This is a genomic window from Parabacteroides sp. AF17-28 (assembly GCF_003479205.1).
In the GTDB taxonomy this organism is placed as follows: Bacteria; Bacteroidota; Bacteroidia; order Bacteroidales; family Tannerellaceae; genus Parabacteroides; species Parabacteroides acidifaciens.
Genome location: NZ_QUGV01000032.1, coordinates 1 through 14,367 on the forward strand (window position 1 = coordinate 1; position 14,367 = coordinate 14,367).

The window sequence follows — 14,367 nt, forward strand, 5'->3', positions numbered from 1 at the left end:
TAATACTTAGCCAGCATATTCGGAACTTCCCATTCCGGCAATTTGCCATCCTTCAGATACTGAAGGAAATGCTCTGTTACCTGCCCGAAGTGAGCTTCATGACCGACACGGTATTTTGCAGGAATCTCGATCTGCCATACACTGTCACTGATCTTATTCAAGGCTACACCCGGATATTTGGCTGAAACCTTTTCCATTGAAGCGGCAAGATCCTTTTCATAGGTAGCCAGATCGACACCCTTAACTGCTTCTACAAACAATTCAGGTTGATAGTTTTGCTCTTTACCTTGACGGATCACCAGGTCAGATTTGCTACCTTTCATCACTGAGAAGTGAGTATCACCGCCACCTTTCGGGAAGGTATAGTTCCAGATAACAGATACTTTTGCCGTCACACCTTTGATCTTATACAGAATATCACCATTGCAATAAACTTTCAACGTATCATTTTCAACATCCTTTTTCAGAAAATCAGGATAAGCCTCTGTTCCTGTCACCTGCTTAAACTCTTCCGGACTGATAGAAGTGGTCCAACGATTAGCATCCAACAATTCGATATCATTCTTATAGTCGATTACCTGTTCCGGGAATGCTTCCCACTGAACAAGGTCTACCAAATGGGTCGTTACGTCAACGATACCCTCACCCTGCTGGGTCACATCGAAATACCAAACCGGACGTGTCAACGGTTTATTGTCTACCAGCTTGAACAGATGGTGTACACTTTCTTTTACAATAGCCGGTTCTTCGGGAGAACCTTTCAACTGTTCACCATAGATTGCCGGAATAGTAGAAAGTTCGCGCTGCAACATAGTTGTGATCTCATTTCTTTCAGTCATGATGTCATACAACATGATGTTCTTCTGCTTCGCAATATCGAAACATTCTTCGAGCAATTTGAAATTCTGGCTATTAATAGCCATCGGCTTATCTGAAAGCACATTGATACCGGCTTCAAGTGTTTTTTTAATGTATTCGGTTTTCTTTCCATTATTTCCTGCCTGAATCATGACATTGCCTTTCTTTTCAGCCAGCATTTTTTCCAGATAATCCGAACCGGTATAAACGATTTCATTCCACTGCGTCGGATTCTCCGCACGTGTATTAAAGCCCTCGATACGCTTTAGATGTTCATTCACATCGAAGCCAGTGGGTGCGTACACATAAACATCTTTAGAAACTTGCGGATAAGAGACTTTCTGCACTAATGCAGCATGGAAATGTCCCGGATCAAGCGTAATCAACTTGACCTCTCCCGGCGCACCGGTAAAGCCTTCAGCCGCTTTTTCCTGTTTTGTGTTACAAGAAGCCCCTACCAACAGAGCCGCCATAGAGAATAGAAGATAGTTTTTCATACTATTATTATTAAATTATTTGTAAGCTTTTCACTTCAAACTGTATATATCGGGGCAAAGATAATAAAACATTTCTATTTTTTCGTCTTTATCACAATCACTCCATTCGCCCCTTTCGCTCCATAGCCCAGACCATCCTTAATCACCTCTATCATCTGAACATCATTCACATGGCAGCCTTGATCAGCAGCACTGAATGTCGTTTCTGCGCCATCCAAAATAACCAGCGGATCAGTTGAAAGATTCAAACTCTTTGAACCTCTGATGACAATCTTATCTTCCCCATTCGTATATTCAAAGTTAACCCCTGGTATACAAGCTTTAATCGCCTCTTTTATTGTCAAATAGCCATTACGTTCTATCATTTGTGCCGTTATGACGGACCCGCTGCCATATCTCTTAAAGACCAATGTTTCAACGGATACGGAATTGGTAGAACCCTTACCGTTATCGATCACCAGAGCATCACTTTTCACTTTCAGCAAAAGCTGCGTAACATCACCTAACAGAAATCTGGCCCCCCTATTGCCTTTCAGATAAATGACCACGCTATCCGTTGGCAACACATTCTTCAAAGAAAATTCGCCTTTCTTATCCGTCTTCTCTATGATCTTCGTATTGACAACACCAATACGAGCCCCTTTGACAGGTTTTCCATCCATATCGACAACACATCCTGTCACATCCTTCTTCTGTGCACACAAATCCAGGCAATTTGAGCTTGCCATAAAAACAACCAATAATAAAAACATGATCTTTTTCATATCCATATTCATTTTAAAGTTACTACCATTAATACCGGATTATCGTCCGGACTCAATTTCTTAACCAGCGCTTTCAATTCTGCAGACGGATTCGGTAACTGTTCATAAATAGCCAAAAGCTCGTCTGCCGTGAACCAAGTGACCATTTCATTTTCAGATGAAACATATTTTGGCCAGAAGACAGGGCCACCATCAAGATCATTACGGAAACCCAAGTATTTATGCTTGACAGGTTGGTCCAATAAAGTTTGCACACCCGATTCCTTATCAAATAAAGCATGTACATTCGTAACTTTCACTTCCTGCACATATCCACGAGAATTATGTCTTTTATAATTGAAAAAACATCTATTCGACAATCACAGCAATCGGGTTACTTTCGTCAGGTAAATCAGACAAGAGTTTCCGTACTTGATTATCTTTTTTAGAAGGATTATCTTCGATCCATTCTTTCACTTCGGTTACGTCCAATAATCCAGCCAATTCACCTTTGGCGGTTGCTGTCTGGAGTGATTTAATGAAAAGCCCGTTTGCCAAATCGCTTATCATTCCTTTCTCCATGACCTTAACCTTTCCATTTCCTTTATCATAAATACCCCAGTACGTTTCGTCTTTGCCCAATCCTTTATAGTTAATCTCATAATAATTGGTCTGGAAAACAAAAAACAGGACTTTTTCACCCTCCAACACATAGTTGAAAGCAATCTTATCCTCGTTCCCTTCCGGATTATACCGCTCTTCATAAGGCCAATGCCTGAAACCTAAGTCAAAAACATATCGAGGTTCCAACAACTGATCCGATACACAATAAATGGTATCGTTAAAGTTTTCTTTAAAATAGACTTGATCACCGAATGCCCATAAACAAGGTTCTTTTGTATAATCAAAGACGACTTTGTCGTTTTTCAAATACAAAATCAGGCAACGAGTAGAAACAGGTATATTTCCATACCCTCCCAAAAAGATTGGTGTCCTGAAGAGTTCAAAAGGTATCGTATCATCTTGATTCACGATTTCACTTTGTACCTTTTTATTCGGGACATTATATGAAAATATTTTGTCTTCATACTTGTTGAATAGAGTTTTTGAGTAAAAATACAAATTGCCTCCGTTTCCGATTATAGACAATCCTTGCAACCTTGGCATCCCTTCCGGCAGATTGATGTGCTCCAACGGATTTCCATCCGCATCAAAACGTAAAATCCGTTGACCTTCTGTCTGGATATAGATGATGCCCGACACATCGTCCGTCCAAAAAACTGGAAGACCATCCTGCAATAGATATTCATCCGCCCCTTGCCCGATCTTCCCGATGCATCTGATAAATTTACCGGTTTTACGATCGAACATTTTTACCGGTTGCTCACGAGAGCCAACAAGCAATTTATCTTTCAATATCCTGATATAAGCCCTATCTCCTATCAGAGACTCATCTGTTGTTTCCAATGACACATAATCAATATGATACCCGATGTCCTCCACCGAAATTTCTTCAAGTTGTTCCAATGCTTGACTCAAGTTAATGGTCATGTTTTTCTCTTCCACTTTTTTACTTGAACAAGCCCACCCGATTACCACCAATATGACAAATACGATTTTCTTCATGATTAACTCTTAATATATAGTTTTATTTGAATACCCATCTTGAGGGTGTCTGTTAAAATCAATCCTAACTGAATAATATCGATACCTACATAAAAAAAGGCATGGCCTACGGGAGATTAGCTCGCTTGCAGCCTTCCCGACGGCACATGCCTCTTGCGCGTTGTTGTTATGTGTATCGTGCTTTTTTGTCGACTTGTTATTTAGCCGGCGTTTCTTCGCCTACTTTCAACGGGGTGATGTTGTTTTCAGCGCCCGGATAACCGATGTTCTGGTTCAGTGCACCACCATAGTTGGTATTGATGGCGCTTGCCGGAACTGGCCACAAAATATGATGTACGCTAATCTTATATTCGGCCCATTTATGCTTAACTCCTTTATTATAGAAATTATTCTTAGCCGTTACCCAGTCATACCAGAAGTTGTAACCTGTTTCTTTGATATTCGAACCTGTACCTCCGGGGCCGGACAGATTATCCAATTTGTATACCCGTCCACCAAAAACTTCACATGGTTTACCTGTCCTTGCATAAATATAGGATATACGCACTAACTCCAAATGACGGTTTTCTTCGTAATATAATTCACGGGCACGTTCGTCCAGAATGGCTCCAATATTAATATCAGCTGCTGTCAGCGGATCTGCTCCTGCACGCTCACGAACCACATTCAGCATATTTGCAGCTTCCTGAGGCTGATCTTTCCAATAATAGCATTCTCCCATCATCAGATAGACTTCCGCCGAACGATAAATATACCAGGGAGTTTCACCTCCTGCCCATTGTTGTTGCAATGGATCCGGGACAAATACTTTATAATGCGGCCACATAAACCAGCAACGGATGGAATCTTCCACTGACATAGCCGGATTCTTTACAAAATTCTTACCGTACCACTCATTCTTCCCCTTCAAGCTCGGATTATTATAATGCAAATCCTCCATACGCCTCCAACTATCGTGATTGTTCGGGCTTCGCAAATCATTTTTCTCCTTATCCGTCCAAATCGTATACTGGAAATAATTTGTCGGACGAGCACGTCCGATCCCACGACCGTATGTTTTATTCAAATCCATTTCCGGATCTGTCTCGTCGGCTGCGATGTTTACGCTCGTTCCGGTTTGACCATCCGGCGTTTTAATCGCACCACTATTCCAAAAGGGGACACCGTTACGCATCGTCTGTATACGGTCGGAACCATCCACTTCCGGATAGGCTACAACATACATCAGACCTTCCGTATTACTCATATCCAGTTTGGCCTCCACACTATGCAAATCATGCATCAAATTTGTATGGGCTTTTGACTGGTTAGCTGTAAAACGAGTAGTCATCAAAGGATGATTGGCAACTATTTCTTTTCCGACAGCCAATGCCCGGTCAAAATCACCTAATGTCATGCAGATTTTCATCAATAAAACCCCACAAGCCGCTTTTGAAGTTTTTCCTCGATCCACTTTTTCAGGAACCCATTGGTAGGCGTACTCCATTTCTTCCTTCATCTTCTCCAAAATACTCCAACGGTCATAAGAATAGAAATCATATTTCGGAATAGTAAGCTCCCCATCTATAAACGGGACATCTCCGAACTGATGCGTTAACTTGAAATAGCGATACGCACGCTGAAAATAAGCAGCTCCTAAAACGGCATTTTTTTCCGCCTCGTTTTTAAAGGTGGCAGCGTCCAAACGGGAAATAACTACATTGGAATACTTTATTGCTTTAAAGCCCTCGTACCAATACCAACCGGTTTTGGTTTTATCCCCATTATTCAGATCCATATCCGGCAGTAATGTATTATCCATATCCATCTGCGGACCGGCTTTATCAGTCGTTCCCTCCACACAAATATCGGACTGTACCATCTCCGTTACAATAGGAGCTGCATCCCCGAAAAACTCATGACGCATATTACGTTCGCAGGAAGTCAAGGCGCCATAAAGCCCTTCAGCATTTACATATGCATTTTCAGGTGTATAAAATGACAGTGGTTTGGGTTCCAACCAGGAGTCACTACAAGCCACTATTGTCGTCAACAAAGCTGCAGTACCGCCCAAAACCGTATATTTTCTTATATTTATCTTTTTCATATTTGCTCTGATTTTTTAATTATAAAGTAAAGTTCACACTCAAATTATAGGTACGAGGAGTCGGAACTCCTGTTTCCGGATCCCAGAAATCCCAATGGGGAGAGAATACAGCTACATTACGTACACTCATAGACACACGCATATCTTGTACGAAGACTTTCTTTAGGAAATTCTTCGGGACATTATAAGACAGGGTGATATTGTCCAAACGGATAAAAGACTTTTCAAGATAATTAGTTCCTATATTTTTAGAGCCGATACGGGCATAGTCATTTATCGGATTTTCCGGCATCCAGTGAGGCTGGACATACTCAGTACAACGGTCCGGGAAGTTAGAAACATTGGCTGCACGGTTGAAAGAAGCATAATGCCCCCACTGCGAATACATCATGAATGATAAAGACAAATTCTTATAAAATGTGAACTCATTCCGGAACGTCCAACGGAACTGCGGAGTTTTGTTTTTCTGGAATACTTTATCCTTATCCGTCATCACTCCATCTTTATCCAAATCCAGATATTTGAAGTCGCCAGGCTGGCAACCATATTTGGCAGCCTCCTCCGCTTCATCCATCTGCCATACACCATCGCGTACATAGTCCCAAATCTGTTCGGTGTCATGCCCGATAAACCATTTGTTTTTAATGTCATCTGCCTCTTTCTGTCCGATAACATTACCATTATCATCTACAACATCTACCATTTCCCCATACAAATGAGTGACCTTTCTACGGTTCAAAGAAAAGTTGCCGGTTGCCGACCATGAAAAGTTTTCCTTTTTGATAATATTGGCATTGAGAGATATCTCGAATCCCTTATTCTTGATTTCACCTAAATTAGATGCCACACTGTTGAAACCGGTAATTTCCGGTAGGACACGGTCCACTAACAAATCGTTTGTTTTCGACACATAAAATTCCATCGATCCACCGATGATATCGTTAAACAGGGAATAATCCAATCCGACATTATAAGATGTCGTCCTTTCCCATTTTAAAGCTCTATTCGACATACGGTTTACGTACAACTGGGAAGAAGTATAAATAGTACCATTTTGATCGATGTAAGGATGTAATCCTGAAGTCAGGTCGGAAAGAGCTTCATACTGGCCGATATCACGGTTACCATTCTGTCCCCAGGATACTCTCAATTTACCATAATTCAACCAGGAACTCATATTTTCCATAAACCTTTCAGAGCTAAAGGTCCATCCTAATGCAACAGCCGGAAAAACGGCTCTCGGATGCATTTGTCCAAAAGCAGAATAACCATCGCGACGAACAGATGCTGTTAACATATAACGGTTTTTAAAGGAATAGAATAAACGTCCCATCAATGCATCACCTGTTTTATACGTATCGTCACTCTCTACCAAAGGAACGGTTCCGGCTTGCAGGCGGTGATATCCCAAAATATCGCTTGGTGAATAATTAGATGCTTTTGCCGTCTGTTTCCAGGATTGGCCTTTTTCCGCGTTAATCAAAAACGTAGCTTCGACAGTATGCAATTTATTAAATTCACGCCTCCAGCTGAAGATATTATCAATCTGCCAACTGAATTTCTTACGTGTCGTACGCACAGAGCTACCGCCTTGACTTGCCCAGTTTTCATTTTCAGAAGACTCATGGCTGTATAATTCGTAAAATTCATAATGCGGAGTAAAATTCATCTGATATTCAATACCAAACGGCAGTGATACTTTTGCATACATATTAGCATCCAATGTAGAATACATCTTTTTTCGGTCGCGATACAAATTATCATAAAACGGATTCACAGGAGTAGCATCTCCTGTCGGTAAACGGCGGTACGGGCTGTCCGGATCATCGATATTATTAGAACCGTACGGAGAAATCCTGATCATTTGTTCCCAATCGCAAAGCCAATATTTATCTTTATCGTTATTTCCATTCGAATCGTAATTGTTCAAATCTTTCTCGTCCCGGGAAGAAAAACTCGAACGCAAACCGATTGTCAGGAAATTTGTGATCTTCGACTCCAAATTCAGGCGTGTACGGAAATTGGTCATGCGATCGCCTGTTATAATACCTTCACGGTCAGAATAACCCAATGACCAGTAATAAGACATATTGTCCGTACGGTTCGAAACGCTGGCGGTATAGTCTTGCTGCAAACCGGTTTGGAATACCAAATCATCCCAAGCAGTCTCGTTACCAAGCATATAATTATCGATTTCAGGTGATTTGAAATCAAGACGCGCCAACCAGGAACGAACCAAATCATCTTCTGAAACGGAGGAAACCGGAGTCTTTTGCGTATAATTATACCAAGTTAGTTGATCAACATTCTGCAACTTGCGAGGATCACTAAAAATCTCCGGATATTTAGCCAGATATTCGGCCGAATTACGGGTAACTTCATAATCCTGACGATATTTCACAAAACCTTCACCATCCAATATTTTTTGTTGATTAGCAACCTGTACAAACCCTATGTTTGTATTAAAATTAACAACAGGTTTACCAGCTTTTCCTTTTTTTGTCGTAACAACAACTACCCCATTTGCGGCCTTTGCTCCATAAACAGCTGCAGAACTGGCATCTTTCAAAACATCAATCGCTTCGATATCAACCGGATTAATATCATTAAGAGATCCTTCAAAAATCACTCCATCCAAGACAATCAGAGGAGATGATCCAGCCTTTAACGTATTTTTCCCTCGAATTTGCAAACTTGATTGGTCTTTTGCACCAGTCGACATACCAATATTTAAACCCGGAGAATTAGCACGCATCAAATCCTGAATGGAACCAGGAGCTTCGGCAACCAATTGATCAGTCTTAATAGTCGAAATCGCACCAGTTAAATCTTTTTTCTTTGCCGTACCATAACCAATAACAACGACTTCTTCCAGATTTTGTGTATCTTCCTTCAATTTCACATTAATCTTGTTTTGCTTACCTGCCGGAATTTCCTGTGCCAGATAACCAATGTAAGAAAAGACCAATACGACATTCTTACCGGAAACGGAAATACTGTATTCCCCATTAATATCGGTTATGGAACCATTAGTCGTCCCTTTCTGTAAAACATTAACCCCGATAAGAGGTTCGCCCGACATGTCTACGACTTTTCCGGTAATCGGTAAGTTCTGAGCAGATACTCCTCCAATATTTATTATACAGAGGAAGATTATCAGGAGATATGCATATCTCCTGATAGCCAAGTAATTACTTGGAGATTCAGTTGTCCATTTTTTCATACTAATATTATTTAAATTTAACCTGACACAATATTAGAGAGAAAAGAGACTTGTAACATAGCCTTTTTTTGCAAATAATAAGACTATGTTTGCAACTTCAACTACAGAAAAAAAGAGGCATGGCCTGCGGGAGTAATAAAGCTCGCTTGCTGTCTTCCCGACGGCACATGCCTCTTGCGCGTTGTTGTTGTTATGTGTATCGCGCTTTCTTGCCAATTTGTTATTTAGCCGGCGTTTCTTCGCCTACCTTCAACGGGGTGATATTGTTTTCAGCGCCCGGATAACCGATGTTCTGGTTGATTACACCACCTGTATTTGTCGAGATTGCGGTATTCGGAATCGGCCACAAAATATGGTGGACACTGATACGGTATTTTCCATAAGCAATTTCAACGCCGTCACGGAAAAAGTTATTATGTGTCATCATCCAGTCATACCAGAAGTTATACCCCATTTCTTTCACATTAGAACCTGTTCCGCCAGGGCCGGATATATTATCCAGTTTATAAACACGGCCACCGAAAACTTCACAGGATTTACCCAGTTTAGCATAAGTGTAAGCTATACGAACCAACTCTACATGACGGTTTTCTTCGTAATACAATTCACGGGCACGCTCTGCGAGAATTGCACCGATATTAATCTCAGATGCTGTCAAAGGTTCTGCACCGGCACGCTCACGAACAACATTCAGCATATTAGCAGCTTCCTGTGGTTGGTCTTTCCAATAATAACATTCGCCTAACATCAGATAGACTTCTGCCGAACGATAGATATACCAAGGAGTTTCCCCTCCGCTACGGTCTGTTGCCTTTGTTGGATCCGGAACAAATATTTTGTAATGCGGCCACATGAACCAACAGCGTACAGAGTCGGAAACACTTATATTAACAGGACGTACCAAATGCTTGCCATACCATTCCGACTTACTTTTCAACCCAGGTTCGTTATAATACAAATCAGTCATACGTCGCCAGCTATCATGGTTATTAGGACCACGAAGGTCATTCTTCTCTTTATCGGTCCAGATTTCATACTGGTAATAATTTGTCGGACGGCAAGTTCCGATACCACGGCCAACATTAAAATCATTATCTATTTCTGTCTCTTTATCTGCAGAAGCCGGTGAAATAGCGGTTCCAGTTTCCCCGGCAGGTGTCATGATCGCAGCACCTTTCGCCCAATAAGGAGTTGCATTACGCATGGTTTGTATCCTGTCTCGGCCTTCCACATCCGGATAGGAAACAACATACATCAAGCCTTCCGTATTCGACATATCCATCTTTGCCTCTACACTATGCAAGTCATGCATCAGGTTCGTATTCGGCTTTGTCTTGTTTGTCGTAAAACGGCTCGTCATCAACGGATTATTTGCAACGATTTCTTTCCCGACTTCAATTGCCCGATCAAATTCACCCAAGCACATGTAAATTTTCATCAATAATACTCCACAGGCAGCCTTTGATGTTTTGCCACGATCAACTTTCTCCGGAACCCATTGCCAGGCAAACTCCATATCAGACTTACACTGTTCAAGAATACTCCAGCGGTCGTGTGAATAAAAGTCCAGTTTCGGAGAGGTAATTTCTTTATCGAGAAAAGGCACATCCCCAAACTGATGAGTCAACTTATAATAACGATAAGCGCGTTGGAAATAGGCTGCACCCAAAACGGCATTCCGTTCCGCTTCATCTTTAAACGTAGCGGCATCCAGACGGCTAATTACGATATTGGCATATTTGATACCTTTAAACCCTTCATCCCAATACCATTTCATTTTATTTTTAGCATCACTTCTCGATTGAGTCGGAATCATGTAATTATCAAAATCAACGAGAGAACCGCTTTCATCCGTCTTTCCATGGACCGCGATATCCGAAGTGTACATTTCTGTTAAAATCGGAGATAAATCACCGAAGTACTCATGCCTCATATTACGCTCGCAAGCAACAATAGCTGCGTATAAACCATTTGCATCCACATAGGTATTTTCCGGCGTATAGAACGAAAGAGGCTTCGGATCCAACCAACTTTCTTTACAACCGGTCGTCAGTAAAGGTAATATAGCTAACGCTCCTATTACACATTTCTTTATATGTTTATTCTTTTTCATATTTCTGATTATTCTTTTATTAAAGAGTAAAGTTAACACTAAGATTATAGGATCTCATTGTATAATCGCCGCCTTCTACGTCGCCGAATGACCAATTTGAAATCACAAACGGATTGCGGGCACTTAAAGAAAGACGCATATTCTGCACCTTAAACTTGCTCAGGAAGGTCTTCGGCACATTATAAGACAAAGTGATGTTTTCCATACGGACAAACGTCTTCTTTACATAATGGCTACCTAAATTATAGGAACCGATACGTCCGTAGTCGTTTGTAGGATTATCGATCGTCCAACGCGGTAAATCGACAATTGAATATCGGTCATACGTGCCACCGGTATTTGCCGCGCGATTGAATGTTCCATATTGTCCGACATGGGAGTATACCATAAAAGAAAAACTGAAGTCTTTATAACTGAATTCATTTCTCCATGACCAGTAGAAACGGGGAGTCGTATATCCCTGGAACACCTTGTCGTCGTCATTCATCACACCATCATTGTTTTGATCGATATACCGGAAGTCACCTGGTTTACAACCATATTTGGCTGCTTCTTCTTCTTCACCCAATTGCCATACGCCTTTTCCTTCATAATCCCAGATCTGGTCGGGATCATGGCCGATAAACCATTTGTTTCCAATATCATCTGCCTCCTTCTGTCCAATGACATTACCATCTTTATCCAAAACATCAACCATGTCACCATACAATTTTTTCAATTTACGACGATTAAAGGAGAAAGTTCCGGAAGAGGTCCACATAAAGTCATTCGTACTGATGACATCACCATTCAAAGATAATTCAAACCCTTTATTTGCCAATTTACCCAAATTAGCCTTAACGTCTGCAAAACCTAAAATAGAAGGCAAAGAACGGTTGACCAACAAATCCTGAGTTTCAGTCATGTAAGTTTCAACAGAACCTCTCAGGCGATCTCCCAACATCGAAAAATCCAAACCGATATTGTAAGATGCCGTACGTTCCCACTTCAAATCGGCATTAGCCATACGGCTAACATAAATTTGTGATGTGATATATATGTTCCCGTTCTGATCGATATAGGGATGTAAGCCGGAAGTAAGACTTGCCAATGCATCGTACTGGCCGATATCGCGGTTTCCGTTCTGCCCCCATGAGAAACGCAACTTTCCATAATTCAACCAATTGCTTGCCGGTTCCAGGAACTTTTCGGATGTAAAAACCCATCCTAAGGCAACTGCAGGGAAAGTGGCACGCGGATTCGCCTGTCCGAAGGCAGAATAACCGTCACGACGAACAGATGCAGTCAACATATATTTATCTTTGAAAGAATAGAAGACACGTCCCATCAGAGCATCACCCGTTTTGTATTTATCTTCACTGGAGACAACCGGAACTGTTCCAGCCCCGATATTATGATAGCCAAGGACATCACTCGGTGAAAACTGTGTATTTTTCGCAGTTGTGCTCCAATACTGTTCTTTTTCAGCATTAGCCAGGAAAGTAGCTTCGAGTCTATGATCCTTTCCAAAGTCCATTTTCCAACGGACAATATTATCCAGCAACCAACCGAATGTTTTCTGATTGGTACGTTCCGAGTTACCTCCTTCTCCAGCCCACTCGGGATGTTGGGATGATTTATGGTTATAATATTCATACCATTTATAAGTCGGAGTAAAGTTCATCTGATATTCAAAACCGAAAGGCAATTTCACTATACCATATATATTAGCATTCAAAGTATGCGTAATTTTTTTACGATCGGTATACAGATTGTCAAAAAACGGGTTCTTCGAATTATTATCACCATTAGGATACATCCGGTACGGGCTCTCCAAATCATCTATATCATTAGTTGTATATGGTGAATTACGTTCGCGCTGAACGGCATCTGCGGCTAATGCACTTTCATCTTTGGTTGCAAAAGAAGAAGTCAAACCAATTGTCAGGAAGCTATTTACTTTAGATTCTAAGTTCAAACGGGTACGGAACGTCTTGTACCAATCACCTGTCTGAATCCCGTCACGATCTGCATAGCCTAAAGACCAGTAATATGAAAAATCGTCCGTGCGATTTGATACACTTGCCGTATAATCTTGCTGAAGACCTGTCTGAAAAATATAATCATCCCAATCAGTCTCTATCCCATTCAAGTAATTCTCTACTTCAATATTTTTAAAGTTCAAACGGGACAACCAGGTTGTAATCATCTGCTCATTGGAGGGTAAAGATGTAGCAGGAGTCGACTGATCGTAGTTATACCATGATAAAGGATCTATTCCGCTATTACTCAACAACCTCGGATCGGTATACATACCCGGTTTAGCGGCTAACTCTTCCTTTGTCAGCAGGCTTTCAGAATATTCCTGTCGAAACTTGATAAAACCGGCACCATCAACAACAGATGGTATGCGGGAAGGCTGCACCAAACCCAGATTGGTATTAAAATTAACCACTGGTTTTGAGGTCTTACCTTTTTTAGTCGTAATTGCAATTACACCATTTGCTGCTTTTGCTCCATAAACAGCAACGGAGCTGGCATCTTTCAATACATCAACAGATTGGATATCTATTGGATTTATATCGGAAAGATCTCCATTAAAAATAACACCATCCAAAACATATAGCGGACTGGATCCAGCTGTCAATGTATTTTTTCCACGAATCTGAACATCCCCTGTCCCTGCTGCATTCGTAGACATTTTAATTGATAAACCGGCTGCATTTGCACGCAGAAGATCCTGAACAGAACGAGGACTTTCTTTCTCCAAGTTTTCTGTTCTTACAGAAGAAATCGCCCCGGTCAAATCCTTTTTCTTAGCCGTACCGTAACCGATTACTACCACTTCTTCCAATTCCTCAGAATCTTCTTTCATGGTCAAATTAATCACTTTTCGATTGGATACCGGTATTTCCTGAGTCAAATAACCGATATAGGAAAAGACTAAAATGGGGTTTTTCCCTGTTACAGTAACACTGTACTTTCCATCTATATCCGTGATAGAACCATTTGTTGTTCCTTTTTCCATCACGTTCACGCCAATCAACGCTTCGCCAGATTGGTCTTTCACAACTCCCGTTACTGTTAATCCTTGAGCGCTCGCATAACACGCAAAAACACTCATCAACAATAATACAAAAGTACAACGGGACACAAGACTAAACACATGTTTTCTCATATTCTCATTTAAATTGGTATTAAATAATTAGTTAGTAAAACTCTTTCTTGCATTAAACCATCAC

Annotated in this window: 8 protein-coding genes; all 8 read right to left on the reverse strand. The window is 41.1% G+C overall.

The genetic code is table 11. From position 1 onward, the window contains the following. Window positions 1–1,355: putative oxidoreductase C-terminal domain-containing protein (locus tag DWW90_RS18060; protein ID WP_122345989.1), on the reverse strand; the 1,355-nt coding region annotated here is incomplete at its 3' end. A 74-nt stretch (window positions 1,356–1,429) separates the two neighbouring features. Next, window positions 1,430–2,119, reverse strand: a complete 690-nt coding sequence (locus DWW90_RS18065) for a TonB-dependent receptor plug domain-containing protein (protein WP_158582149.1) — start codon at window positions 2,117–2,119, stop codon at window positions 1,430–1,432. An 8-nt stretch (window positions 2,120–2,127) separates the two neighbouring features. Then, on the reverse strand, window positions 2,128–2,427 hold the full coding sequence (locus DWW90_RS18070) for a hypothetical protein (RefSeq protein WP_122345990.1): 300 nt from the start codon (window positions 2,425–2,427) through the stop codon (window positions 2,128–2,130). Between the two features lie 40 nt (window positions 2,428–2,467). Continuing rightward, window positions 2,468–3,724, reverse strand: coding sequence for a 6-bladed beta-propeller (locus DWW90_RS18075; RefSeq protein ID WP_122345991.1), 1,257 nt, complete (start codon window positions 3,722–3,724; stop codon window positions 2,468–2,470). A gap of 196 nt (window positions 3,725–3,920) precedes the next feature. Continuing rightward, window positions 3,921–5,810: a RagB/SusD family nutrient uptake outer membrane protein gene (locus DWW90_RS18080; protein ID WP_199662213.1), complete on the reverse strand. Its 1,890-nt coding sequence runs from the start codon at window positions 5,808–5,810 to the stop codon at window positions 3,921–3,923. 19 nt (window positions 5,811–5,829) lie between these two features. Next, window positions 5,830–9,033 carry a TonB-dependent receptor gene (locus tag DWW90_RS18085; RefSeq protein ID WP_233547805.1) on the reverse strand — a complete coding sequence of 1,068 codons (3,204 nt, stop codon included), beginning with the start codon at window positions 9,031–9,033 and terminating at the stop codon, window positions 5,830–5,832. A gap of 220 nt (window positions 9,034–9,253) precedes the next feature. After that, the gene (locus tag DWW90_RS18090) at window positions 9,254–11,146 is read right to left on the reverse strand and encodes a RagB/SusD family nutrient uptake outer membrane protein (RefSeq protein WP_122345992.1); all 1,893 of its coding nucleotides are present in this window, start codon (window positions 11,144–11,146) and stop codon (window positions 9,254–9,256) included. Between the two features lie 19 nt (window positions 11,147–11,165). Further along, on the reverse strand, window positions 11,166–14,303 hold the full coding sequence (locus tag DWW90_RS18095) for a TonB-dependent receptor (protein WP_122333716.1): 3,138 nt from the start codon (window positions 14,301–14,303) through the stop codon (window positions 11,166–11,168). Between the last annotated feature and the right edge of the window lie 64 nt (window positions 14,304–14,367).